Annotated in this window: 23 protein-coding genes; 21 read left to right on the top strand and 2 right to left on the bottom strand. The window is 68.9% G+C overall.

What is annotated here, in order from left to right; translation table 11 throughout:
- The first annotated feature begins 507 nt into the window (after positions 1 to 507).
- The 6 genes from ACLJK8_RS14900 to ACLJK8_RS14875 all read left to right on the top strand — a co-directional run bounded on the left by ACLJK8_RS14900 (position 508) and on the right by ACLJK8_RS14875 (position 8,781).
- The gene (locus ACLJK8_RS14900; protein ID WP_413151105.1) at positions 508 to 1,935 is read left to right on the top strand and encodes a homospermidine synthase; all 1,428 of its coding nucleotides are present in this window, start codon (positions 508 to 510) and stop codon (positions 1,933 to 1,935) included.
- A gap of 474 nt (positions 1,936 to 2,409) precedes the next feature.
- Positions 2,410 to 3,786, top strand: coding sequence for an MATE family efflux transporter (locus ACLJK8_RS14895; protein WP_413151103.1), 1,377 nt, complete (start codon positions 2,410 to 2,412; stop codon positions 3,784 to 3,786).
- Positions 3,787 to 3,814: 28 nt separating this feature from the next.
- On the top strand, positions 3,815 to 4,471 hold the full coding sequence (msrA, locus tag ACLJK8_RS14890) for a peptide-methionine (S)-S-oxide reductase MsrA (RefSeq protein WP_413151102.1): 657 nt from the start codon (positions 3,815 to 3,817) through the stop codon (positions 4,469 to 4,471).
- An 82-nt stretch (positions 4,472 to 4,553) separates the two neighbouring features.
- Entirely contained in the window at positions 4,554 to 5,417 is an 864-nt protein-coding gene (locus tag ACLJK8_RS14885) for a 50S ribosomal protein L11 methyltransferase (protein WP_413151101.1), read from the top strand.
- Positions 5,418 to 5,499: 82 nt separating this feature from the next.
- A complete protein-coding gene (locus ACLJK8_RS14880; protein ID WP_413151100.1) occupies positions 5,500 to 7,122 on the top strand; it encodes a calcium-binding protein in 1,623 nt (540 codons plus the stop codon).
- Between the two features lie 195 nt (positions 7,123 to 7,317).
- Complete coding sequence (locus ACLJK8_RS14875; RefSeq protein ID WP_413151098.1) at positions 7,318 to 8,781, top strand: calcium-binding protein; 1,464 nt, start codon at positions 7,318 to 7,320, stop codon at positions 8,779 to 8,781.
- Between the two features lie 168 nt (positions 8,782 to 8,949).
- Here the strand turns inward: ACLJK8_RS14875 and ACLJK8_RS14870 are convergent, their stop codons facing one another.
- A complete protein-coding gene (locus ACLJK8_RS14870) occupies positions 8,950 to 9,168 on the bottom strand; it encodes a DUF1127 domain-containing protein (RefSeq protein WP_413151097.1) in 219 nt (72 codons plus the stop codon).
- Positions 9,169 to 9,419: 251 nt separating this feature from the next.
- Here ACLJK8_RS14870 and ruvC point away from each other — a divergent pair, with 251 nt between their 5' ends.
- From ruvC to ruvB, 3 genes are read left to right on the top strand one after another with little or no spacing between them, the layout of a single operon-like run.
- Positions 9,420 to 9,932 (top strand): crossover junction endodeoxyribonuclease RuvC, encoded by a 513-nt coding sequence (ruvC, locus tag ACLJK8_RS14865; RefSeq protein WP_413151095.1) that lies wholly within the window; start codon positions 9,420 to 9,422, stop codon positions 9,930 to 9,932.
- Positions 9,929 to 10,630 carry a Holliday junction branch migration protein RuvA gene (gene ruvA, locus ACLJK8_RS14860; protein ID WP_413151093.1) on the top strand — a complete coding sequence of 234 codons (702 nt, stop codon included), beginning with the start codon at positions 9,929 to 9,931 and terminating at the stop codon, positions 10,628 to 10,630. Before ruvC ends, ruvA begins: the two co-directional genes overlap by 4 nt.
- A 4-nt stretch (positions 10,631 to 10,634) precedes the next feature.
- On the top strand, positions 10,635 to 11,663 hold the full coding sequence (gene ruvB / locus ACLJK8_RS14855) for a Holliday junction branch migration DNA helicase RuvB (protein WP_413151091.1): 1,029 nt from the start codon (positions 10,635 to 10,637) through the stop codon (positions 11,661 to 11,663).
- A gap of 16 nt (positions 11,664 to 11,679) precedes the next feature.
- Here ruvB and ACLJK8_RS14850 read toward each other — a convergent pair whose 3' ends face one another.
- Positions 11,680 to 12,012, bottom strand: coding sequence for a hypothetical protein (locus ACLJK8_RS14850; protein WP_413151090.1), 333 nt, complete (start codon positions 12,010 to 12,012; stop codon positions 11,680 to 11,682).
- A gap of 229 nt (positions 12,013 to 12,241) precedes the next feature.
- On the opposite strand from ACLJK8_RS14850, the gene ACLJK8_RS14845 reads away from it, so the two are divergent.
- From ACLJK8_RS14845 to ACLJK8_RS14790, 12 genes are all read left to right on the top strand, one after another.
- Complete coding sequence (locus ACLJK8_RS14845; protein WP_413151089.1) at positions 12,242 to 12,553, top strand: hypothetical protein; 312 nt, start codon at positions 12,242 to 12,244, stop codon at positions 12,551 to 12,553.
- 59 nt (positions 12,554 to 12,612) lie between these two features.
- On the top strand, positions 12,613 to 13,065 hold the full coding sequence (ybgC, locus tag ACLJK8_RS14840; protein WP_413151088.1) for a tol-pal system-associated acyl-CoA thioesterase: 453 nt from the start codon (positions 12,613 to 12,615) through the stop codon (positions 13,063 to 13,065).
- A 152-nt stretch (positions 13,066 to 13,217) separates the two neighbouring features.
- A complete protein-coding gene (gene tolQ, locus ACLJK8_RS14835; protein WP_413151086.1) occupies positions 13,218 to 13,922 on the top strand; it encodes a protein TolQ in 705 nt (234 codons plus the stop codon).
- Position 13,923: 1 nt separating this feature from the next.
- The gene (gene tolR, locus ACLJK8_RS14830; RefSeq protein ID WP_413151085.1) at positions 13,924 to 14,436 is read left to right on the top strand and encodes a protein TolR; all 513 of its coding nucleotides are present in this window, start codon (positions 13,924 to 13,926) and stop codon (positions 14,434 to 14,436) included.
- A gap of 132 nt (positions 14,437 to 14,568) precedes the next feature.
- On the top strand, positions 14,569 to 15,741 hold the full coding sequence (locus ACLJK8_RS14825; protein WP_413151084.1) for a hypothetical protein: 1,173 nt from the start codon (positions 14,569 to 14,571) through the stop codon (positions 15,739 to 15,741).
- Complete coding sequence (gene tolB, locus ACLJK8_RS14820; RefSeq protein WP_413151083.1) at positions 15,735 to 17,063, top strand: Tol-Pal system beta propeller repeat protein TolB; 1,329 nt, start codon at positions 15,735 to 15,737, stop codon at positions 17,061 to 17,063. Before ACLJK8_RS14825 ends, tolB begins: the two co-directional genes overlap by 7 nt.
- A 63-nt stretch (positions 17,064 to 17,126) precedes the next feature.
- On the top strand, positions 17,127 to 17,672 hold the full coding sequence (locus ACLJK8_RS14815; RefSeq protein WP_413151082.1) for an OmpA family protein: 546 nt from the start codon (positions 17,127 to 17,129) through the stop codon (positions 17,670 to 17,672).
- 154 nt (positions 17,673 to 17,826) lie between these two features.
- Positions 17,827 to 18,657 carry a tol-pal system protein YbgF gene (gene ybgF, locus ACLJK8_RS14810; RefSeq protein WP_413151081.1) on the top strand — a complete coding sequence of 277 codons (831 nt, stop codon included), beginning with the start codon at positions 17,827 to 17,829 and terminating at the stop codon, positions 18,655 to 18,657.
- A gap of 18 nt (positions 18,658 to 18,675) precedes the next feature.
- Positions 18,676 to 19,998, top strand: coding sequence for a tRNA lysidine(34) synthetase TilS (gene tilS / locus ACLJK8_RS14805; protein ID WP_413151080.1), 1,323 nt, complete (start codon positions 18,676 to 18,678; stop codon positions 19,996 to 19,998).
- A gap of 77 nt (positions 19,999 to 20,075) precedes the next feature.
- Positions 20,076 to 21,995, top strand: a complete 1,920-nt coding sequence (gene ftsH, locus ACLJK8_RS14800; protein WP_413151079.1) for an ATP-dependent zinc metalloprotease FtsH — start codon at positions 20,076 to 20,078, stop codon at positions 21,993 to 21,995.
- A gap of 118 nt (positions 21,996 to 22,113) precedes the next feature.
- Positions 22,114 to 22,698: an MOSC domain-containing protein gene (locus ACLJK8_RS14795; protein ID WP_413151078.1), complete on the top strand. Its 585-nt coding sequence runs from the start codon at positions 22,114 to 22,116 to the stop codon at positions 22,696 to 22,698.
- A 37-nt stretch (positions 22,699 to 22,735) separates the two neighbouring features.
- Positions 22,736 to 23,191, top strand: coding sequence for a cupin domain-containing protein (locus ACLJK8_RS14790; protein WP_413151077.1), 456 nt, complete (start codon positions 22,736 to 22,738; stop codon positions 23,189 to 23,191).
- The last annotated feature ends 3 nt before the right edge of the window (positions 23,192 to 23,194 follow it).

Below are 23,194 nucleotides of genomic sequence, written 5' to 3'. Positions count from 1 at the left end.
CCCGTCTGCGATGATCTCACCGTCAGCCTGCCTGCCGCGCAGCGCGACTGACCTGCTCGGCCCGCTGATGAGCGCGAGGCCCGCCGTGAGCTACACCACCAGATGGGGCACGATCAACCCGGTTTGTAGCTTCGGTCTGGCAGTCGACATAGTCCATCGCCTTCTCGCTATTCGTCGTACTGGCGCGGTAGGCGAAGGTTGCTGGTTCCGGTGTAGCGCAAGAGCATAGAACCGCTGCGATCGTAAGCACTATGATTGATCTTGGCACGAAAATCTCCATTCGCTTTCCGCGAGAGTAATCGCCTTCGGATCGGTTGCAATCAGAAAGTGAATTTTCCGTGATCTGGCTTGCATTTGCTAGAAAGCCGGATTCCGCAAAACTCCGCCTGTCTTCGCATTGCCAAACCGTCACACCCGGCCCACCACACTTCCCTTCCGCGCCAAATTTCCTATGGTGCGCGCGACGCTGGCCGAGGCTGGCACCGCTGCTTGAGGGAGTTCAGGAAATTGACGCGGACGCATCCGAATTACGGCCGGATCGACGGGCCGATCGTGATCATCGGCTTCGGGTCGATCGGGCAGGGGACGTTGCCCCTGATCGAACGGCATTTCACCTATGATCCGAAGCAGGTCCATGTCATCGAGCCTTCGGACGAACACAAGACCTTCCTCGAACAGCGCGGCGTGCATTTCATCCATACCGAGATCACCCGCGACAATTACCGGGCGCTGCTCGGACAGCTGTTTCCCGAGGGCAAGGGGTTCTGCGTCAATCTCTCGGTCGATACCAGTTCGCTCGACCTCATGAGGTTCTGCCGCGAGATCGGCGTGCCTTATATCGACACGGTGGTCGAGCCCTGGGCCGGGCATTATTTCGACCTGTCGCTCTCGGACGCGGACCGCACGAATTATGCGCTGCGCGAGACGGTGCGGCGGGAGAAGGCGGCGAATCCGGGGGGCACGACGGCGGTTTCCTGCTGCGGCGCCAATCCGGGCATGGTGTCCTGGCTCCTGAAGGAGGCGCTGCTGGTGCTGGCACGCGATACCGGCCACGACACCGCGGCGCCGAAGGACCGCGCCGGCTGGGCGGCGTTGATGCGCGATCTCGGCGTCAAGGGCGTCCATATCGCCGAGCGCGACACCCAGGCCGGGCGCGATGCGAAGCCGCTGCACACCTTCGTCAACACCTGGTCGGTCGAGGGGTTTATCTCCGAGAGTTTCCAGCCCGCGGAACTCGGCTGGGGCACGCATGAGACCTGGTTCCCGCCCAACGGTCATCGTCAGGAGAAGGGCTGTCAGGCGGCGATCTATCTCGACTCGCCCGGCCTGCTCACCAAGGTCCACACCTGGACGCCCGAGGCCGGTCCGCAATACGGCTTCCTCGTGACGCATAACGAGGCGATCTCGATCTCCGACTATTACACCGTCGGCGAGGGCGCGAGCCCCGAGTTCCGGCCGACCTGCCACTACGCCTATCACCCCTGCGGGCAGGCGGTGCTGTCGCTTCACGAGATGCTCGGCTCCGGCAAGATCCAGGAGGCGCAGAAGATCCTCGACGAGAACGAGATCCTCTGGGGCGAGGATTGCCTCGGCGTGCTGCTCTACGGGCATGAGAGGAACGCGCTCTGGTACGGCTCGCGCCTCTCGATCCAGGAGTGCCGCGACCTCGCGCCGTTCCAGAATGCGACCGGGCTTCAGGTTACGAGCGCGGTTCTCGCCGGCATGGCCTGGGCGCTCAAGAACCCGAAAGCCGGGATCGTCGAGACCGACGAGATGGACCACGCCTTCTGCCTCGACGTGATGCGGCCCTATCTCGGCCGGATCGAGGGGCATTACACCGACTGGACCCCGATCTCGACCCGCTGGGCGCAGTTCGCCGAGGAGATCGACGAAAGCGACCCTTGGCAGTTCCAGAACGTGCTCGCGACGAACTGACGGAGGGCCGGGCGTCCCGGCCAGGATGTCCGGCGCGAGTCCGGTCGAGGCGCGATCTCGTGAATCGCTTGGTCGTCTTCGCCGCCGACGCGTCCCGCTCTACCGCCCGGATGGTTCGTCATGGGCCGTGCGTCGCGAAGTCCTCGCCCGCCGCGACGGCGAAACCGGGACATGGGTGACCATCCGGAGTGGCTGCGATCGGAGAACCGAAAGGGCTCTTCGCAGCCGCATCAAGCCAGAGGACCGTCATAATTGAACGGGTCACGGAGAATTCATGCCAAACGCGCATGGAAGAATTCCGCCGACGCGAAATAGGTGCTCGCCATCCGACCTGCCTTGCCGTAGCCTTGTGAGGCATCCCGCCGCATTGTCAGGTCAGTTCGTGTTCCCGGTATCATCGCGCGTTCCCTTCACCGCTTTCGCCTCTCCGATCAGGAGCCCGGCCGTCGCTCCCAAAGCGGGAGGGGCGCGGTGATGTCCCATGCCCGTTTCCTCGAAGGCTCGACGATGAGCCATGTGATCCGGATGACGCTGACGGGCGCCGCCGGGCTCACCTTCATGTTCCTGATCGACACGGCGACGCTGTTCTGGATCTCGCGCCTCGGCGATCAGGCGCTGATGGCCGCGCTCGGCTTCGCCTGGACGATCCAGTTCTTCATCATCTCGACCGGCATGGGGCTCGCGATCGCGACCACCGCGCTCGTCAGCCGGGCCTTCGGGCAGGGCGACGCGGCGGGGGCGCGGCGGCTCGCGACGGCCTCGCTCCTCATCACGCTGGCCTCGCAGATCCTGCTCGTCACGGCGATCCTGCTCTGGCGGCGGACGATCCTGCACTACGCCGGGGCGAGCGGGGCGACGCTCGACATCGCTGACCGGTTTCTCGTCATCACCCTGCCGTCGATGCCGCTCATGGCGATCGGCATGTGCGGTGGCGCGATCCTGCGGGCGATCGGCGACGGCTGGCGGGCGATGCTGGTCACGATGATCGCCGGCATCGTCGCCATGCTGCTCGATCCGCTCTTCATCTTCGGGTTCGATCTCGGCATCGACGGGGCGGCCTGGGTCATGCTGATCGCGCGCGTGGGCGTGGGGATCCTGGCGCTCTGGTATCTCATGGGTGTGCACCGGGTGCTCGGCCGTGTCAGCGCGCGGGATCTGCGGGCGATCCTGCATCCTTTCGGGGTCATCGCGGTGCCTGCGATCCTCACGCAGATGTCGACGCCCTTCGGCAACGCGCTGCTCACGCATTTCATCGCCTCCTTCGGCGACGGCGCGGTGGCGGGTTTCGCGGTGATCTCGCGGCTGACCGTTCTCGCCTTCGCCGGGATCTTCGCGCTCTCGGGCGCGATCGGCGGCATCCTCGGCCAGAACTACGGCGCCGGGCTCATGTCGCGGGTCCGGCGGATCTACCGCGACAGCGTGCTCTTCTGCTTCGCCTACACGCTCGCCGCCTGGGGCGTCCTTTTCGCGACGCGGGAGCTGGTCGTCGAGATGTTCCGCCTCGGCCCCGAGGGCGCCGTGGTGGTGGACGCCTTCGTCGGCATCGCCGCGGGAGGATTCATCTTCACCGGGGCGCTCTTCGTCGCCAATTCGGCCTTCAACACGCTCGGCAAGCCGCTCTGGTCCACCGGGTTCAACTGGGCCCGCGACGGCTTCGTGCTGCTGCCCTTCGCCTGGGCGATGTCGAACGCCTTCGGCGCGCCCGGCGTGCTCTACGGGCAGGCCGCGGCTGGCGTTCTCGTCGGCACGATCGCCGTCTGGGCCGGCTGGCGCTTCGTCGGAGGGCTGATGCCCGAAGGTCTGGCCGTCTTGGAAACCGCCCCGGAGGACTTACATCATCGCCAGAGATGATGGTTCCGAGACGTGAAAGGAGACGGGGATGGTGTTCGGCCTTCTGAAACCGCGCGAGATACCGGCGAAGGGCGAGGCCCTGCCGGGCCGCCCCGATCCGATCCCGACCGCCGAGACGCATTTCGTGAACCACCGCCCGCTCAAGAGGCCGGTCCCGGACGGGTTCGGCCAGGTGATCTTCGGCATGGGCTGTTTCTGGGGTGTCGAGCGGCTGTTCTGGCGCCTCCCGGGCGTCTGGATGACGGCCGTGGGCTACGCCGCCGGCGGGACGCCGAACCCGACCTATCAGGAGGTTTGCACCGGGCGCACCGGCCATAACGAGGTCGTGCTCGTGACCTACGACCCTGACGAGATCAGCTTCGAGGCGCTGCTGAAAGCCTTCTGGGAGGGCCACGACCCGACCCAGGGCATGCGGCAGGGCAACGATCACGGCACGCAGTATCGGTCCGGGATCTACACCTTCACGCCCGAGCAGGCGGCGGCGGCCGAAGCTTCGAAGGCGGCCTATCAGGCGTCGCTCACCGAGGCGGGGCTGGGGCCGATCACCACGGAGATCCTGCCCGCGCCCGAATTCTTCTACGCCGAGGATTATCACCAGCAGTATCTCGCCAAGAACCCCGGCGGCTACTGCGGGCTCGATGGCACGGGCGTGGCCTGTCCGGCGGGGCTCGGTGTCTCCGGCTGACCCGGCGCGGCAGCCCGCTTGACGCGGGCGGCCGGTCGGCATAGGCGCGCCCGAAACGCCCCGCGAAGTTCCGGAGACGCCCATGCCCCTCTTCTACGCCAGCACCGTCCTCACGGGCGAGGACGCGGCGCGCGCGCTCGGCGATGCGCTGGAGGCCCTCGATCCGCTCTCGACCGAGGTGCGCGATCATGACGATGGCTCGGGGCGCTGGGACGTTGGCGCGCATTTCGACGGGCGGCCGGACGCGGGCGGGCTGGCGCTGCTCGCGGCGCTGAACGGGGCGCCGGATTTCGCGGTCTCGAAGGTCGAGGATCGCGACTGGGTGGCGCAGGTCCGCGCGGAACTGACACCGGTCGAGGCGGGGCGTTTCGTCGTCCATGGCTCGCATGACCGCGACAAGATCCCGTCCGAGCGGATCGGCCTCGAGATCGAGGCGGCGCAGGCTTTCGGCACTGGCCACCACGCCTCGACCCAGGGCTGCCTCACCGCGCTCGACCGTCTGGTGCGCGCGGGCCTCGTGGGGAGCAACGTCGCCGATATCGGCGGCGGCACGGGCGTGCTCGCGATGGCCGCGGTCTCGGTCTGGCCGGCACGCGCCGTCGCCTCTGACATCGACCCGGTCGCGACGTTCACCGCGCGGGCGAACGCTAGCGCGAACCGGCTCGGCCCGCGAATCCTCTGCCTGACCGCGCCCGGCTTCAATCACCCGCTGCTCGCCGCCCGCGCGCCCTTCGACCTCGTCTTCGCGAATATCCTCGCCGCGCCGCTCAAGCGGCTGGCGCCGGACATGGCCCGTCATCAGGCCCGGGGCGGCGTGGCGATCCTGTCCGGTCTCCTCACCCGGCAGGCGCCGGGCGTCCTCGCCGTCTACGAAGGCTGGGGCTATCGCCGGATCGATCGCGTTCCGATCGGCGAATGGACGACGCTGGTGCTCCGTCGACACTAGGGGTATCGGCGGATTTCCGCTTGTTTTGACGGATCGCACCGGTTAGGCCGCTCTTAACGTAACGTTAATGAGGTGTGAGATCATGGCGCGACAGGCAAGCGACGAGAATGACCATATCCGGGTCGATGCACCGGATACTGAGCTCGACGCCAGGCGCGGAACCGATACGGTCTTCGTGACCGCGAGCGGAGCCGTCATCAACGGCGGGCTGGGCGACGACTGGCTGACGACGACGATCGATTTCGTCCGCGAACCCATGGAGGACGAGGACGGCGAGGAACGCGAAGACGCGGTGCGGGAACTGACCACCGAACTGCGCGGCGACGCTGGCGACGACCATCTCCATGCCAGCATCCGGGGACGGCATGACGACTTCGGCGACGCTCTCAACCTGACCGCGAAGCTCGATGGTGGGGACGGCGAGGACGTTCTTTGGATCGACCTCGCGGGCTCCGGGGGGCTGGCTGAGGCCTTCGTCGATGCCGGAACGGGAAATGACATCGTCCGCGTCAACACGATGACCGTGGACGGATATTTCGGCGTCAGCGGGCCGACTACCGTCGAAGGCGGTGACGGCGACGATGACATCTCGATCTTCGCCGATGGCGGTGGGCCCGACTTGCCGGGCGCGTACAACCACGCGATCGTCAACGGCGGCGCGGGCAACGACCGCATCGAGACTTATCTTGATGCCTATTCGATTGACGCGGGCGCGACGTTGAACGAATTGGACGGCGGCGACGGCGATGACGTGATCCGCGCCGTGGCCGAGGCCGGATCAACTTTCGGCGAATCCCAGAATGATGTTCGCGGCGGCGCGGGCGACGATGATATCGAGGTGACCGCGATCATTCGTGCTTATCTGGACGGGAAGGGGCAGAATGAAGTCCGAGGCGACGAAGGCGACGACCGCATCGTGGCGGCCGTGGAAGTCGGGCGCGAGCCTGGCGATGGTTTCGACGCCTTGATCGGAGAAAATCGGCTCTCGGGCGGCGACGGTGAGGATACTCTGTCCGCGCGCATCGACCTGATGGGTGACCGAGCCCAAGGCACCAACGAGCTTATCGGCGGCGCCGGCGGCGACCGCCTGACGGCGCGGCTGACACTCTCGCCCGAGGGTGAGGGTGACGAACACACCGGGATCATCGGGGTGAACCTCCTCCAGGGCGGGGATGGCGATGACGAGCTCACCGCGATCATTCGGGCGGATGGAGTGGCGGAGGACGCAGCGCTCCATTCCGAACTCGCCGGCGGCGAGGGCGCGGACCGGCTGAGCGTGCAGGGCGGGGACGGCAATATTCTCGAGGGCAACCAGGACGATGACACGCTGCTCGGCGGTTCCGGCGACGACCGGCTGGTCGGCGGGGTGGGTGACGATCTGCTGCGCGGTCGCGGCGGGGATGACACATTCGTCTTCGGCTCGATCCGCGGTGGCGAGCGTGACCGCGTGCTCGGTTTCGCCATCGGCGAGGATCTGATCGACATCAGCCGCGTCGACGCCAAGTCATGGCGGAGCGGAAACCAGTCCTTCACCTTCGACGACAGCGGCGAGGGCGGCTCGGGCCGGGTCTGGGTCGAGGAGGACCCAGACGGCCACGGCAGCCTCGTCCATGCCGACAATGGCCGTAGCGTGCTCGTGGTGTCCTTGCTCGACGGGCGATCGGTGGATGCCGGTGATTATTCGGCGGGGGATTTCCTGCTCTGAGAAGGCCACGGCCGGTCCCGGGAGGGTCGGCCAGGCCAGCCACCCGGGCGCGGGGCGAAACCGTCGCGCGCCCGTGGCCCGGAGCGCACGGTGTTACGAAATTCCTGACGATCGGCGGAAATCCGCTTGTATGGTGAAGCCGGTTGCGTTTCACTCGCCTCACCTCCAGCGAGGGCGAATCGAAAGGATCAAGCCGTGGCAGCACCTGCTTCGGACTGGGATAACTCTGTCCAAATCACCGATGAGAACAAGAAATTCGATGGCGGGTCCGGAAGAGATCATGTTCTCGTCACCGCTTCCGGCGCGCGCGTCTTCGGCAATGCTGGCGGTGACTGGCTGTCGACCGACATTCGCCTGACCGCGCATTCCGATACAACGCTGCGGACGAACCTCAGCGGCGGATCGGGTGATGACGAGATCTCCGCGAAGCTCGCGATCGAGGATTATGATGTCGGCCTGACGACGCGTGCGACCGCCCGGCTCCTGGGTGGCGACGGAAACGACGCGATCACGCTCGACCTGCGCTCGACGGACGCGGCGCTCCGCGGGGTCGTGGGCGGCGGCCGCGGCGATGACACGATCTCCGTGACCTACGGTCTCATCTCCGGCGGCATGGGCACGCTCGGCGAATCGCTGATCGTCAACGGGGATTCGGGGAACGACAAGATCACCGTGGACCTCTATCTGTCGAACTCCGGCTACCCGGAACTCGACATTCCTGTCGCGGGCGGCGCGGGCAACGACGAGATCTCGGTCCGTCTGCGGGCGAGCGGCAACGATGGCGGCGTCGCGACCAGCCGGACCGACGGCGGCGCGGGCGATGACGTGATCCGCTCGGTCGTCCAGGGATCCCCGACCGGCTTCGGCGGCGGCGAGTACAATGTCGCGCGTGGCGGCGCGGGCGACGACCGGATCGAGGTGATCGCGCGGGGGCCCAACTTCCAGGACACGGCCGACAACAAGGCCTTCGGCGGCGCCGGCGATGACACCATCGTCGCGCGCATCTCGCTGGCCGATGACAATGGCACGGCGACGAACACGGACGGCGGCGGGAATGGCGACGACGCGCTGACCGCGCGCATTGAGCTCGCCTCGGGTTATGAGACGACCGCGCTCAACACGCTCCGGGGCGGCACGGGCGATGACCGGCTCCTCGCGGTGATCAGGGTCGATCCCGAGGCCGGGGCGACGGCGCGTTCCGAACTCATCGGCGGCTCGGGCGACGACACGCTGACGGCGCGGGGCGGCGACGGCAATACGCTTTCGGGTGGCAGCGGCAACGACACGCTGCGCGGTGGCGGTGGCGCCGACAGCCTGAGCGGCGGATCGGGCGCCGACGAACTCCGCGGTGGCGGCGGCGCGGATACCTTCATCTTCGCGGCGGCCACCGGGACGAACGCGGGGCAGCGGGACCGGATCGCCGATTTCGAGCACGGCATCGACCGGATCGATGTCTCGGGCCTCGACGCCGATCCGACCCTCGCTGGCGATCAGGCCTTCACCTTCGACGACGGACGCGGACCCGGCCATGTCTGGGCCGAGGCGGCGGCGTCGGGCGCGAGCCTCATCTACGCCGATACCGGCGACGGGCTGCTCGTCATCGGAGTGCTCGACGGGCAGGCGGGTCAGGGTTGGTCGGGCGACGACTTCGTTCTCTGAGCGATACGAGCGGGGTTCCGGTGATGCCGGGGTCCCGCTCATCCATCGCCCCTGCGCTACGGAGCGGGGGCAATCCCGGGCCCCCGCCGCTGCGAACGCCGCCAAAGACAAAGGCCGCCCAAGGGGCGGCCCGGAAACAACTGGCGCGGTGAGGCTCGGCGCGCAGGCTCAGCGGCGGGCGAGATCCTCGGCGACCGCCACGATATGCGCGCGGTTGAGGCCGATATCGTTGAGCTGCGCGTCGGTGAGCCGGGCAAGGGCGCCCTTGGTCGCGCGCGCATTGTACCAGGCCAGCACGGCATCATAAGCGCGCTCGAACAGGGTCACGACCCGGAGCGTGGCGACGGAGCCCAGCGGCACCTGATGGTTGGTTTCATAGACAGACATTTCACAGTTTCCTGACCGCGGGAACCTCTGACGATCCGAGGTTCCGAACACCGCCAATATATCGGTTCTCGCGCTGCTCAAACAATTGGCATTACTGCATTCCATCTATGCAATGCCTGCATGGCTCGCAGGAAAAAATTAACCTTAACAGTATCTTGCCGATGAGCAATGGAAACGCCCCCACGGTGGCGCTTGGCGGATGTTCCGGGTTCGTGCTAGTGAGGGCGTCGAGGCAAGGAACAGGAACGCCAATGCGCGTCATCGGAATAGACCCCGGCCTGAGGCGAACCGGCTGGGGCGTGGTCGACATGGAGGGGGCGGGGCTCGCCCATGTCGCGAACGGCGTCTGCGTTTCCGAGGGCGACAGCCTCGCGCTCCGGCTCAGGAGCCTGCATGACGCGCTGACCCGCGTGTTCGCGGCCTGGCATCCGGAGGCGGCGGCGGTGGAACAGACCTTCGTCAACAAGGATGCCGCCGGCACGCTGAAACTTGGACAGGCGCGCGGCATCGCGCTGCTGGTACCGGCGCTCTTCGGCCTGCCGGTCGCGGAATATGCGCCGAACGCGGTGAAGAAGGTCGTCGTCGGCGTCGGCCATGCCGAGAAGCATCAGGTCGCGCATATGGTCCGGCTCCAGTTGCCGACGGCGGCGATCGCGGGACCGGACGCGGCCGACGCGCTCGCGATCGCGCTCTGCCACGCGCATCACGCGCGTTTCGCCGGGCGCCTCGACGCCGCGATCGCCCGGGCGGAGGGGCTGGCATGATCGGCAAGGTCTCCGGCCGGCTCGACCACCGCGCGGCCGATCATGTGCTGATCGAGACCTCGGGCGGGGTCGGCTATCTCGTCTATTGTTCCGACCGCACGCTCGTCTCGATGCCGGGCCCGGGCGGGTTCGTCTCGCTCTACACCGATCTGCTGGTGCGCGAGGATCTGTTGCAGCTCATCGGCTTCATGACGCTGGCGGAGCGGGAGTGGTACCGGCTTCTGGTCTCCGTGCAGGGGGTAGGGGCCAGGGCCGCGCTCGCGATCCTCGGCGCGCTCGGGACCGACGGGCTCGCGCGCGCGCTCTCGCTCGGCGACAGCGCCGCGTTTCGGGCCGCGCCCGGGATCGGACCGAAGATCGCGCAGAGGCTGGTGCTCGAACTGAAGGCCAAGGCGCCTGCGATCATGGCGATGGGGGCGGAGGGTGCGCGCGCGTCGATGACGGGCGAGGTCATCGAAGCCCAGCCCGCGGCCGCGCCATCGCCCGCCAGTGCCGCGCCCGCCCGGTCCGCCGCCGCGAGATCCGCGGTCGCGCGGACCGCCGTCGCTCAGGCCGATGCGCTCTCGGCGCTCGGCAATCTCGGCTATGGTCCGGGGGAGGCGGCGGCGGCGGTGACCGAGGCGATCGGCGCCGATCCCGAGCTCGATACCGCCGGACTCATACGCGCGGCGCTGCGCCTGCTGGCACCGAAGGGCTGAGACCATGGCCGAACCCGATCCGACGCTCCGGCCCGAGCCGCTGCCCGAGGATGCCGACCGGGCGCTCAGACCGCGGGCGCTCGACGAATTCATCGGCCAGCGCGCCGCGCGGGCGAATCTCTCCGTCTTCATCGAAAGCGCCCGGCGCCGCGGTCAGGCGATGGACCACACCCTGTTCCACGGACCCCCGGGCCTAGGCAAGACGACGCTGGCGCAGATCGTCGCGCGCGAGCTTGGCGTCAACTTCCGCATGACATCGGGACCGGTGCTTGCCAAGGCGGGCGATCTCGCGGCGATCCTGACGAATCTCGACACGCGCGATGTTCTCTTCATCGACGAAATTCACCGCCTGAACCCGGTGGTGGAGGAGATCCTTTATCCGGCGCTCGAAGATTTCCAGCTTGATCTCGTCATCGGCGAGGGGCCGGCGGCGCGCACGGTCCGGATCGAGCTTCGGCCGTTCACGCTGATCGGCGCGACCACCCGGCTCGGCCTGCTGACCACGCCGCTGCGCGACCGGTTCGGCATTCCGACCCGGCTCGAATTCTACGATACCGACGAGCTGATCCAGATCGTGACCCGGGCCGCGCGGCTGATGCGCGCCGATGCGACACCCGAGGGCGCGCGCGAGATTGCCCGCCGCGCGCGCGGCACGCCCCGGGTCGCCGGGCGGCTGCTGCGCCGGGTGATTGATTTCGCGATCGTCGAAGGCGAGGGCAAGGTGACGCGCGAGATCGCCGACGCCGGGCTCTCGCGTCTCGGCGTCGACGACCTCGGCCTCGACGCGGCGGACCGGCGCTACCTGACGCTGCTCGCCGAGAATTATGGCGGCGGGCCTGTCGGGGTCGAGACGATCGCGGCGGCGCTCTCGGAAGCGCGGGACGCGGTGGAGGAGGTGATCGAGCCCTTCCTGCTGCAGCAGGGGCTGATCCAGCGGACACCGCGCGGCCGGCTGCTCGCGCCGCGCGCCTGGACGCATCTCGGCCTCGCCCCGCCGCGCCCGGCACCGGGGCAGGCGGATCTCTTCGGCTAGGTGCTGAGAGGGGGCTTCAGCTGCGCGACAGAAGCCGCTGATTCAGAACGAATGATTCCGTCGCGAGTTTGACGATCGTCCCGAGCGCGAGGACGAGCTGCTGGTCCCTGCCGAGCCCCTGGGCGTTGTAATTCCGGAACATCTCGGCGATCTGCGAGGCCATCAGCTCATAGGCCGCGCCGCGATCGAGCGTGAGACCGCCCCAGTCGATCGGGTCCTCGCCCTCCGCCTCGCGGGCCAGCCGGGCGAGCAGCGCGGGATTGGCGAGGATGCGCGAGAGCCGTTCGGCGGACGAGCCGCCATCTTCAGGCGGGTTCTCGGGTGTGGGTCCGGATGCGGAATGGGACATCGAACAGAACCTCGGGATTTGCTTCGCGGATCGCGGCGATGTGTCGCCATGCTTTCAAAGCGGGATCGGCGATGCAAGCGGCCCGAACATGCCCGCGCGGGGTTCGCGTACCGGCGCCCGCCCGCCGAGCCTCGCCGAAGTCCCGGCCGAGCCTTGTCAGCCATGGTGCCTTCGGCGCAGGGTTGGCGCGCCGCCTCGTCCGAGGGCGGCGAATGGAAGGAGAACACCCATGACGAGCCCCCATCTCCCGGCGCGCTTCGCCGTGCCGGCGCTTCTGGGCGTCGCTCTCGGCCTCGGCGCCTGCGCCCGTGAGGAGCCGCCCGCGCCGGCCCCGGTCGCGCTTTCCGCGCAGGAACAGGCCTGTATCGACCGCGCCGCCGCGGTGACGGCCGCCGATCCCGCCGGAATCACCGTGGCGCCAGCCGCTTCGACCAAGACCGGGGACACGATCTACACCGTGGGTGCCAATGGCGTGAGTTATGACTGCGTCGTCGGACCCGACCTGCAGGTTTCGAGCTTCTCCGCCGTCACGGCTCCCTGACCGTCCGACCGGGCCGGGGCCGTCCCGATCGCGGTCCCGGCCCAGCGCATCGAGCAATCATGGCACATGAATTCTTCTGCCGGGTCTATTACGAGGACACCGACCTCGCCGGCATCGTCTACTACGCCAACTACTTCCGCTTCATCGAGCGCGCCCGGACCGAGGCGCTGACCGAGCGTGGCGTGGACCAGCGCGCGCTCAAGGCCGAGCAGGGCGTGGTCTTCGCCGTCCGCCGGGTCGAGGCCGAGTACCTCGCGCCCGCGCATCTTCTTGATACGCTGCGCGTCGAGACCGCGCTCGGCGCGCTTGGCGGCGCCAGCGTCGGGCTCGAACAGTCGGTCTGGCGCGACGGAACCTGCCTCTTCCGAGCGAAGGTCCTGATCGTCGCGCTCGGCGCGAACGGCCGGGCGGCGCGGGTCCCCGAGGCGGCGCGCGCGGCGCTCGCGGAACTGGGGCCGTCGCAGGGTACCGGGGAGAGTATCAGCGACGACGACGGGGACACGGCCGTGTGATGCACGCTATGGTTGAAAATCCTTGTCCGGCCGCCGCCGCCGCTCTAGACATCAGCGGGGTTTTTCGACACAAGTCGCGCGAATTGACGTAGGATGCGCCGAGGGCCGGGAAAACACGGCCAGGGCATATCGAGCAACGTAAAGCAGGCACCATGCAACCCGACACCATCGTCGCCGCGCAGACCCTTGATTTCTCGCTGCTCGCGCTGTTTCTCCGCGCGAGCGTCACCGTGAAGCTCGTGATGCTCCTCCTGATCGCGGCCTCGTTCTGGTCCTGGGCGATCATCATCCAGAAGCATTTCGACCTGAAGCGGGCGAAGGAGGAGGCGCGGGACTTCGACCAGGCCTTCTGGTCGGGAGAACCGCTCGATACCGTCTTCGAGAAGCTGGGACCGGAGCCGAAGGGGGGTGCCGCGCGCATCTTCGCCGCCGGCATGACCGAGTGGCGGCGCTCGCACCGGACCGACGGCGGGCTGATCGCCGGCGCCCAGAGCCGGATCGAGCGGGCGATGAACGTCGCGATCGGGCGGGAGGGGGAGACGCTCCAGAAAGGGCTTACCTATCTCGCGACCGTGGGGTCGATCTCGCCCTTCGTCGGGCTCTTCGGCACCGTCTGGGGCATCAAGGGCTCCTTCGAGGAGATCGCGACGCAGCAGAGCACCAATCTCGCCGTCGTGGCGCCGGGTATCGCCGAGGCGCTGGTGGCGACCGGGCTCGGCCTCCTCGCGGCGATCCCCGCGGTCATCTTCTACAACAAGCTGAACCAGGACACGGACACGACGATCGGCGGCTACGAGAGCTTCGCCGACGAATTCGCGCTCATCCTGTCGCGGCAACTCGACCGGAACGCCGCCTGAGATGGCCGCGTCGCTTCAGGGCACCGCGCCCGCGCGCCGGCGGCGGCGGCGCGGGACCGGCCGGGGGCCGATGGCCGAGATCAACGTCACGCCGATGGTCGATGTGATGCTGGTGCTGCTCATCATCTTCATGGTCGCGGCGCCGATGCTCACCGTGGGCGTGCCGGTGCAGCTTCCGAGGACCGCCGCCGCCGCGCTGCCGGCCGAGCAGGAGGAGCCGCTGACCATCTCGCTGACTCGCGAGGGCGGGATCGTGGTGCAATCGAGCGAGATCGAACGCGAGGATTTCATCCCGCGCCTGCGCGCCGTCGCGGCGGAGCGAACGAACGACAAGGTCTTCCTCCGCGCCGATGGCGGCATCCCGTATTCGGAGGTGATGCAGGTCATGGGGGCGCTCAACGCGAGCGGATTCAATGACATCGGGCTCGTGACCGAGCAGGGCGGCCCGAGCTTCGGTGGTGCGACTTCCGGGGGCGCGACTTCTGGCGGCTCCGGTTCCGGCGAGGGCGAGTGAGCCGTGTCCCGGGCGGAGCGTGGCAGCGGGGCTGAAAAGGACGCCGCCCGGATTCGGGACGGCGCTTAGGGTCGGGAAATGGGAACCGGCGCGGCGATATCGGGACTGGCGCACGCGGCGTTGATCGCGGTGATGATCCTTGGGCTCCCCTGGTTTCCGCCCCGGGAGCGCGCGCCGATTCCCGTGACCGACGTGAGCTTCATCAGCGAGGCGGATTTCGACCGCGCGCAGGCCGCGGCGCAGGGCGTCCGGGACGAGGCGGCGCCACCCGAGCAGCCGCGCGAGACACCACCGGAGCCCGTGCCGGACGCGGAGCCCAGCCCCGATGCGGAGAGCGCGCCTCCCGCGGCGCCCGAGGCGGAGGCTCCGCCTGCGCCGACGACGCCGGAGCCCGAAGTGACGACCCTGCGCCCCGAGTTCGATCCCGACAGTCCGCTCTCGGTGCCAGAGATGGCGCCGATCGAACCCGCGCCCCCGTCCACCGATCTCGCCGCCGTGCAGCCGCGGGCGCGGAGCGGGGTGACGATCGCGCCGGCGCCGACGCCGCCCGCGGCCGATGAACCGTCCGAGGACCTCGCCGCGGCTCCCGCGCCAACGCCCGAGCGGCCCACCGAGCCGGAATCTGAGCCTGAGCCGGAACCTGAGCCGGAGCCTGAACCCGAACAGGCGCTGGCGCCCGAGACCTCCTTTCGTCCGATGGCCCGGCGCGGCAACATGCAGATCGCGAGGGCGGAGCCGGCTCCCGAGCCCGAACCGGCCGCCGATGACCCGGCGGATGAGCCCGCCGATGAACCCGCCGATGAGCCGGGGGAGGAACCGGCGGCGGAGCCCGCCCGGCAGCCGGCGCCCTCGACGCGGCCGAGCGACCTCGTGGCCCAGCTTCAGGCCGAAAGGCAGGCGGCGCTCGACGCGGGCGCCACGCCGCCCACCGCGCCGACGCCGCCGAGCAGCGGAACCTCCGCCGCGACCTCGCTGCCGAGCGGACCGCCGATCACCAATGCCGAGCGCGATGGCCTCGTGCTCGCGGTCCAGGCCTGCTGGAACCTGCCTGCCGGGCTGCGCGACGCGGGTGAGCTCAAGGTCACGCTCGCCGCCGAACTCAATCCGGACGGGTCGATCGTCGGCGGCTCCGTCCGGCTGGTCGAGCCCAATCCGGTTCCCGACGCGCGGTTCCAGCGCGCCTATGACGCCGGGCGCCGGGCGCTGCTGCGCTGCGCGCCCTATGACAACCTGCCCCGCGAGAAATACGCGCGCTGGCGGGACATCGAAGTCGTCTTCAACCCCGAGGGGATGGTCTCATGGTAAACCGGCTCCGCCGCACGCTGATTCTCGCCGCGCCCGCGGTGCTGGCGCTGCGCCCTTTCGCGAGCGTCGCCCAGTCGCCGCTCCGGATCGAGATCACCGAGGGGGTGGTCCAGCCGATGCCCTTCGCCGCGCCGTTCTTCGTCGCCGACACGCCGATGGCGGCCGATCTGGCGGGGCGCATCACCCAGGTGGTGATCGACGATCTGACCGGCACCGGCCTTTTCCGCGAGATCCCGTCCTCGGCGCATATCGGGCGGATCACCAATTTCGACGCGCCGGTGCAATTCGCGGACTGGAAGGCGATCAACGCCCAGGCGCTCGTCACCGGCGCGGTCGGGCTGAGCGGCGACCGGGCGCAGGTCCGGTTCCGGCTCTGGGACGTCTTCGCGCAGACCGGCCTCGGCGAAGGGCTCCAGTTCCAGGGACCCGCGTCAAGCTGGCGGCGGCTCGGTCACAAGATCGCCGACCAGGTCTATGCGCGGCTGACCGGCGAGGGCGGCTATTTCGACAGCAAGGTCGCCTATGTCGCGGAGAGTGGGCCGAAGAGCACGCGGCGCAAGCGCATCGCGGTCATGGACTACGACGGGGCGAACGCGGTCGCGGTCACCGACGGGTCGTCGCTGGTCGTCACGCCGCGGCTCTCGATCAAGGGGCGCCAGATCCTCTACACGAGCTATGAGCAGGGCGCGCCGAAGATCTTCATCATGAACGCCGACGGCGGCGGCAGGCGCGTTCTCGACGCCGAGGCGGGGATGAGCTTCGCACCGAGCTTCTCCGCCGATGGTTCCCGCGTCGTCTACACCGTTTCCGAAGGTGCCGGATCGGACATCTTCGTCGCGGAAGCCGGGTCCGGCGGGCGCCAGCGGCTCACGCGGTCGGCGTCGATCGACACGGCGCCGAGCTTCTCGCCGGACGGATTGCGGATCTGCTTCGAGAGCGACCGCTCCGGTGGCCAGCAGATCTACGTGATGCCCGCGGGCGGCGGCGAGCCCGACCGGATCAGTTTCGGCGACGGCCGCTATGCGACGCCGGTCTGGTCGCCGAGGGGCGACATGATCGCCTTCACCAAGATCGTCGGCGGCCGGTTTCATATCGGCGTCATGCGCACCGATGGTTCCGGAGAGCAGTTGCTGACCGCGAGCTACATCGACGAGGGTCCGACCTGGGCGCCGAATGGCCGCGTGCTGATGTTCTTCCGCGAAACGCCGGGCGACAGCGGCGGGCCGCGGGTGCAATCGGTCGACATCACGGGCCGGAACCTGCGCGAGGTGCCGACGGCGGGCTTCGCCTCGGACCCCTCCTGGTCGGGGCTTCTGGGATGATCGTCCGGGATGATCGTTGAACCACGGATTGAACCACGGGGACTTCGGGGCAGGGAGAGAGAGATGGAACGAATGATGCGGAACGGGATCGTGAGGGGCGGTCTTCTCGCCGCCGCGCTGGCGCTCGCCGGCTGCGCCGGCGGGGCGATCGACGTACCCTCGAGCGCGGACCCGGGGTATAACGGCCTCGGCGTCGATGGGGCGGGCGGCGGCCTGGGGCTCGACGGGGTGAGCGGCGGGGCGCTCGGGTCGAGCACGCTGCCCGGCACGTCGATCAGCGACCGCGTGCTCTTCGCCGTCGATCAGAGCACGCTTTCGGCCGAGGCGACCGGCATCCTCAACCAGCAGATCGGCTGGCTGAACCAGAACTCCGGCCAGATCACCATCGAGGGCCATGCCGACGAGCGCGGCACGCGCGACTACAACTTCCAGCTCGGCTCCAGCCGCGCCAGCGCCGTACGCAACTACATGGTTAGTCAGGGGATCCCTGATGCGCGGATCTCGATCATCACCTACGGACGGGAGCGACCGGCCGCGACCTGCGCCGAGGAAAGCTGCTTCGCCCGGAACCGCCGCGCGGTGACCGTGGTGACCCAGCCGGGAAGCTGAGACGCGCCTTAACCGGTTCGTGATCTCGCGCGCGGGGCGGGTTCCGCCCGCCCCGCGCATCGTCTAGATTTGGACGGATCTTCGGAGTTGCGAGCCCATGATGGCGAATTGGTTGTCGAATTGGCGGTCCCTCGGGCGCGCCCTTGGTTGCACGGTGAGCGTCCTGGTCCTTGTCGCCTTGGCGCCGTCGGCGCGGGCGGAGAGCGTCGCGGACATCCAGTCGGAACTGACCGTGCTCAACGGCCAGATCGACCAGTTGCGCGAGGAGCTGGTCAAGGCCGGCGCCGCCGGCGGGCTGCCCGTCGCGCCGGCGACGGCCCTGACGCGACTCGACCAGTTGCAGGCGGAACTGGAGCGGCTCACCAACCGCTACGACGTGCTGGCCAATGACATTCGGCGCATCGTCGAGGATGCGACGAACCGGGTCGGCGATATCGAGTTCCGGCTCACCGAGCTCGAAGGCGGCGACACGAGCACGCTGGGCCAGCCCGCGCCCCTCGGCGGCGGCTTGACCGCGACCAGTCCGCCACCGCGCCGGGGCGGCGGGGCGCCGGTGGCCACCTCCCCGGCGGCGCCACCCTCCGATCAGCCGCAGCTTGCGATGGCCGAGCAGAGCGATTTCGACGCCGCCGTGGCGGCCGCGGATTCGGGCGACAATGCGAAGGCGGCTCAGCTTTTCGGCACCTTCCTCGCGACCTATCCGGGCGGGCCTCTCGCGGGCGAGGCGCAGTATCGCCGGGGCGAGGCGCTCGCGGCGACCTCCGACTGGCGCGGGGCGGCGCGGAGCTATCTCGATGCGTTCAGCGGCGCGCCGGAGGGGCCGTTCGCACCCCGGGCGCTCTATCGTCTGGGCGTGAGCCTCGGAGAGCTTGGCCAGACCAACGAGGCATGCCTGACGCTGGCCGAGGTCGACAGCCGCTACCCGGGTTCCGAGGTCACATCCGACGTGGCCGCGGAGGAACGGGCACTCGATTGCCAGCAATGAGCCCGTGGTAGGCTGCGCGTGACCGGCCGGGCCCCGCTTCTCGACGCCATTTCCCCGGTTCTCGGGCGCGCGCCGGCCGGACCGCTCGTGGTCGGCTTTTCCGGCGGTGGCGATTCGACCGCGCTCCTGCTGCTGACGCGTGCCTGGGCCGCGCCGCGCGGCGTGGCGGTCATCGCCGTCACGGTCGATCATGGCCTCCGCCCCGAAAGCGCGGACGAGGCGGCGCGGGCGGGGGCCGTCTGCGCCACGCTGGACATTCCGCACGCGGTCCTGCGCTGGACCGGCTGGGACGGGAAAGGCAATCCGCAGGACGCGGCGCGCCGGGCGAGGCGGCGCCTCATCGGCGGTTTCGCCCGTTCGCGCGGCGCCGGCGCGGTGCTGCTCGGCCATACGCTGGAGGATCAGGCGGAGACCTTCCTCATGCGCCTCGCCCGCGGCTCCGGCGTCGACGGGCTGTCGGCCATGCGCGCGGAGATCGCCTGGGACGGCCTCGCGGTGCTCCGCCCGTTGCTCGGCTCGCGGCGGGAGGCGTTGCGCGCCTTCCTTCGCGGCGCGGGCGTCGGCTGGATCGAGGACCCGAGCAATCGGGACCCGCGGTTCGCACGGGTCCGCGTCCGCGAGGCGCTCGAGTCGCTCGCAACGTTCGGCCTCGGGGTGGAGCGTCTCGCGGAGACCGCCGGTGCGATGGCGCGCGCGCGGGAGGCGTTGGAGCGATCGACCGCCGATCTGGCCCGCGCCGCGCTGACCGCGGGCCCGGCGGGCGACGCGATCCTCGACCTCGCCGCGATCAGGGAGGCGCCGCGCGAGATCCGGTCGCGGCTTTTCGCCGCGACGCTCGGCTGGGTCTCGGGAGCACCGTACCGCCCGCGTCTCGCGAGCCTGGAACGGGCGCTCGATACCCTGGGCCTCGATGGTCCGGAGACGGACGGCCCGGACGGGGCGAGCACGGCGGCGACGCTGCACGGCTGCCTGATCAGGCGCCGCGGGGCGACACTCGCGGTCCGGCGGGAGCCCGCCTGCGTGGCACCGCCCGTGCCACTCGCCGAAGGGCGCTGGGACGGACGCTGGGAATGGATCGGAGAGGCCGGAGAGACCGCGAAGGAAGTCGGGCCGAAGGCAGGGGAAACGGGCCTCCGGATCGGCGCGCTGGGCCCCGCGGGTCTCGCCGAATGCGGCGACTGGCGGGCTCGCGGACTGCGGCGCGAGGCGCTGCTCAGCACCCCGGCGCTCTGGCGCGGAACGCGGCTCGTCGCCGCGCCGCTGGCCCGGCCGGAGCCCGCGGCGCGATTCCGCAGGATTTCCGCGCTGCCACCCCCCTGGGAGTTCACGTTATTGCGTTGAATCCCCGGCCCCAGAGCTTATGTTAGAGATCAAAGAGCGTGAGCGGCTTCCCGCCTGCTCGCGAAAGGGAGTGTCCCGTGGGCAACACCAAGAATATCGCGTTCTGGATCATCCTGTTCCTGTTGATGGTCGCGCTGTTCAACGTCTTCTCGAACGGCAGCCGCACCAGCATGGGGCGCGAGATCAGCTATTCCGACTTCCTGAACCGGGTCGATGAGGGCCAGGTGTCCGCGGTCCGGCTCGATGGCGAGCGGGTCTATATCACGGCCACGGACGGCGTCGCCTATCAGACGATCCAGCCCCGCGGCAGCGACGTGATCCCCGACCTGCGCGAGGCCGGCGTCGAGATCCAGGCCGCGCCGCAGGAACAGTCGGGCTTCATGTCCGCGCTCGGCCTCTGGCTGCCGTTCCTGCTGCTGATCGGCGTCTGGATCTTCTTCATGAACCGGATGCAGGGCGGCGGACGCGGCGGCGCCATGGGCTTCGGCAAGTCCAAGGCGAAGCTCCTGACCGAGAAATCCGGCAAGGTCACGTTCAACGATGTCGCCGGCATCGACGAGGCCAAGGAGGAGCTCGAGGAGATCGTCGAATTCCTGCGTGACCCGCAGAAATTCTCGCGCCTCGGCGGCAAGATCCCGAAGGGCGCGCTGCTCGTCGGACCTCCGGGCACGGGCAAGACGCTGCTCGCGCGCGCCATCGCGGGCGAGGCGGGCGTGCCGTTCTTCACCATCTCCGGCTCCGATTTCGTCGAGATGTTCGTCGGCGTCGGCGCGAGCCGCGTGCGAGACATGTTCGAGCAGGCGAAGAAGAACGCGCCCTGCATCGTCTTCATCGACGAGATCGACGCCGTTGGTCGCCATCGCGGCGCGGGCTATGGCGGCGGCAACGACGAGCGCGAGCAGACGCTGAACCAGCTTCTCGTCGAGATGGACGGGTTCGAGGCGAACGAGGGCGTGATCCTGATCGCCGCGACCAACCGTCCGGACGTGCTCGACCCCGCGCTGCTCCGCCCCGGCCGCTTCGACCGGCAGGTGCAGGTGACGAACCCCGACATCAAGGGCCGCGAGAAGATCCTCGCCGTCCATGCCCGCCGGGTGCCGCTCGCCGCGGATGTCGATCTGCGTATCATCGCCCGCGGCTGCCCCGGCTTCTCGGGCGCCGATCTTGCCAACCTCGTGAACGAGGCGGCGCTGATGGCGGCGCGGACCGGCAAGCGCTTCGTCATGATGGAGGATTTCGAGAACGCCAAGGACAAGGTCATGATGGGCGCGGAACGCCGCTCCATGGTGATGACCGACGACGAGCGTCGCCTGACCGCCTATCACGAGGCGGGCCATGCGATCGTCGGCCTTAACGTTCCGCAGCACGATCCGATCCACAAGGCGACGATCATTCCGCGCGGCCGGGCGCTCGGCCTCGTGCTCTCGCTGCCCGAGCGCGACCAGCTTTCGGTCACCAAGACGAAGTACAAGTCGATGATCGCGATGGCGATGGGCGGCAAGGTCGCCGAGGAACTGGTCTTCGGTCCCGAGAACGTCACCTCCGGCGCCGCCTCCGACATCCAGCAGGTGAGTCGGATCGCGCGCGCGATGGTGACGAAGTTCGGCATGTCCGATCAGCTCGGCAACATCGACTATGCGAACGAGCAGTTCTCGTATCTCGGGCCGCAGGCCGGGGGCGTGAACGCCGGCCCCGACACGCACGAGTTGATCGACGCCGAGGTACGCAAGCTCGTCGATGAGGGCTACGAGAGTGCGAAGCGCATCCTCACCGAGAAGCGCGACGACCTGGAGCGGATGGCGCAGGGGCTGCTCGAATACGAGACCCTGACCGGCAAGGAGATCGCCCGCGTGGTCGCCGGCCAGCCGCTCAACCGCGGCGGCGGCGACGACGAGGGCGGGGACCGCGAGGACAAGGGCATCTCGGCGATCCCGAAGGCGGGGAAGGCGGGCCTTCCGAGCCGGGACAAGGGAATGGAGCCCGAGCCGGTGGGCTGAGCCGCGGCGCCCCGTGCAGATTTCGAATGCCGCGCCGTTTGTGGCGCGGCATTCCTGATTCAGCCTGCCGTTCATTCAGGATGTCGATCGTCAACCCCTCGCCGGAGCAAGCCCGCCCATGCCCATTCTGCGACCGACCGGCCTCGCGGGCCGCGTGGTGTTCATCGGTGTCGTACGCGATCGCGCCACGTCGCTCCGCTCCGAGGCGCTGGAACGGGTGTCTGCGCGGTTCGAGGGCTTCGAGGGGGAATGCCATGGCGGCCTGACGCGCCCCTCCTGCTCGCGCGTGTCGGAGCAGTATCCCAAGGGCACGACGATCCGGAACACGCGGCAGGTCTCGATCCTGTCGCTCGAGGAGATGACCGCGACGGCGGCGGATATCGGGCTCGATCATGTCGACCCGCGGCTGCTCGGTGCCAATCTGGTTCTGGAGGGGCTGCCGGAACTGACGTTGATGCCGCCGTCGTCGCGGCTCATCTTCGACAGTGGCGCCTCGCTGACGGTCGACATGGAGAACGGTCCCTGCGCCTTCCCGGCCAAGGAGATCGACGCGGAACACCCGGGCCATGGCGCACGCTGGCGGGCGGCGGCGCGCGGCCGGCGCGGTGTCACCGCCTGGGTCGAGGCGGAGGGAGAGATCACGATCCATGCCATCGCGACGCTGCATACCCCGCCGGTCCGTCTCTACCCGCCGCTGAGCTGAACGTATCGACCTTGCCCGCGACCTGACCGGAGGATGCATGCCGAAGCTCCGCGTGGAGACGATCCCGAAGCGGGTCGGGACGGAATATCCGGCCCCTTTTCGCGCGGTCTCGGCCGGCCGGACCCGCCAGCGACTCGGCGATGCGGGCGGGATCGCCGAATTCGGCGTGAACCTGACTTCGCTGCCTCCGGGCCAATGGTCGAGCCAGCGGCACTGGCATTCGCACGAGGACGAATTCGTCTATGTGCTGGACGGCGAGTTGACGCTCGTCGAGGATGGCGGCGAGAGCATCCTGCGAGCGGGCGACTGCGCGGCCTTTCCGAAGAACACGGGCAATGGGCACCACATGGTCAACCGGTCGGATCGTCCGGCGGTCTATCTCGAGATTGGCTCGCGCCAGCCGGAGGACCTCACTACCTGCTCCGATGTCGACATGATGAGCGCGAACGCGGACGGCCGGTTCACCCGCAAGAACGGCACACCCTACGAATAGGGC

This window comes from Amaricoccus sp. W119 (assembly GCF_047275745.1).
GTDB lineage: Bacteria > Pseudomonadota > Alphaproteobacteria > Rhodobacterales > Rhodobacteraceae > Amaricoccus.
This window is presented reverse-complemented; position numbering and strand designations above follow the sequence as displayed.

What these genes read in the sequence shown, in the direction of transcription:
- ACLJK8_RS14825 (WP_413151084.1), top strand. Translation starts at nt 14,569, where the DNA reads ATGATCCTTGGGCTCCCCTGGTTTCCGCCCCGGGAGCGCGCGCCGATT.
- ACLJK8_RS14845 (WP_413151089.1), top strand. Translation starts at nt 12,242, where the DNA reads ATGACGAGCCCCCATCTCCCGGCGCGCTTCGCCGTGCCGGCGCTTCTG.
- tolR (WP_413151085.1), top strand. Translation starts at nt 13,924, where the DNA reads ATGGCCGCGTCGCTTCAGGGCACCGCGCCCGCGCGCCGGCGGCGGCGG.
- ruvB (WP_413151091.1), top strand. Translation starts at nt 10,635, where the DNA reads ATGGCCGAACCCGATCCGACGCTCCGGCCCGAGCCGCTGCCCGAGGAT.
- msrA (WP_413151102.1), top strand. Translation starts at nt 3,815, where the DNA reads ATGGTGTTCGGCCTTCTGAAACCGCGCGAGATACCGGCGAAGGGCGAG.
- ACLJK8_RS14880 (WP_413151100.1), top strand. Translation starts at nt 5,500, where the DNA reads ATGGCGCGACAGGCAAGCGACGAGAATGACCATATCCGGGTCGATGCA.
- ybgC (WP_413151088.1), top strand. Translation starts at nt 12,613, where the DNA reads ATGGCACATGAATTCTTCTGCCGGGTCTATTACGAGGACACCGACCTC.
- ACLJK8_RS14815 (WP_413151082.1), top strand. Translation starts at nt 17,127, where the DNA reads ATGGAACGAATGATGCGGAACGGGATCGTGAGGGGCGGTCTTCTCGCC.
- ACLJK8_RS14870 (WP_413151097.1), bottom strand. Translation starts at nt 9,168, where the DNA reads ATGTCTGTCTATGAAACCAACCATCAGGTGCCGCTGGGCTCCGTCGCC.
- tolB (WP_413151083.1), top strand. Translation starts at nt 15,735, where the DNA reads ATGGTAAACCGGCTCCGCCGCACGCTGATTCTCGCCGCGCCCGCGGTG.
- ACLJK8_RS14885 (WP_413151101.1), top strand. Translation starts at nt 4,554, where the DNA reads ATGCCCCTCTTCTACGCCAGCACCGTCCTCACGGGCGAGGACGCGGCG.
- ACLJK8_RS14895 (WP_413151103.1), top strand. Translation starts at nt 2,410, where the DNA reads ATGTCCCATGCCCGTTTCCTCGAAGGCTCGACGATGAGCCATGTGATC.
- ACLJK8_RS14850 (WP_413151090.1), bottom strand. Translation starts at nt 12,012, where the DNA reads ATGTCCCATTCCGCATCCGGACCCACACCCGAGAACCCGCCTGAAGAT.
- ruvC (WP_413151095.1), top strand. Translation starts at nt 9,420, where the DNA reads ATGCGCGTCATCGGAATAGACCCCGGCCTGAGGCGAACCGGCTGGGGC.
- ACLJK8_RS14795 (WP_413151078.1), top strand. Translation starts at nt 22,114, where the DNA reads ATGCCCATTCTGCGACCGACCGGCCTCGCGGGCCGCGTGGTGTTCATC.
- tolQ (WP_413151086.1), top strand. Translation starts at nt 13,218, where the DNA reads ATGCAACCCGACACCATCGTCGCCGCGCAGACCCTTGATTTCTCGCTG.
- ruvA (WP_413151093.1), top strand. Translation starts at nt 9,929, where the DNA reads ATGATCGGCAAGGTCTCCGGCCGGCTCGACCACCGCGCGGCCGATCAT.
- ACLJK8_RS14790 (WP_413151077.1), top strand. Translation starts at nt 22,736, where the DNA reads ATGCCGAAGCTCCGCGTGGAGACGATCCCGAAGCGGGTCGGGACGGAA.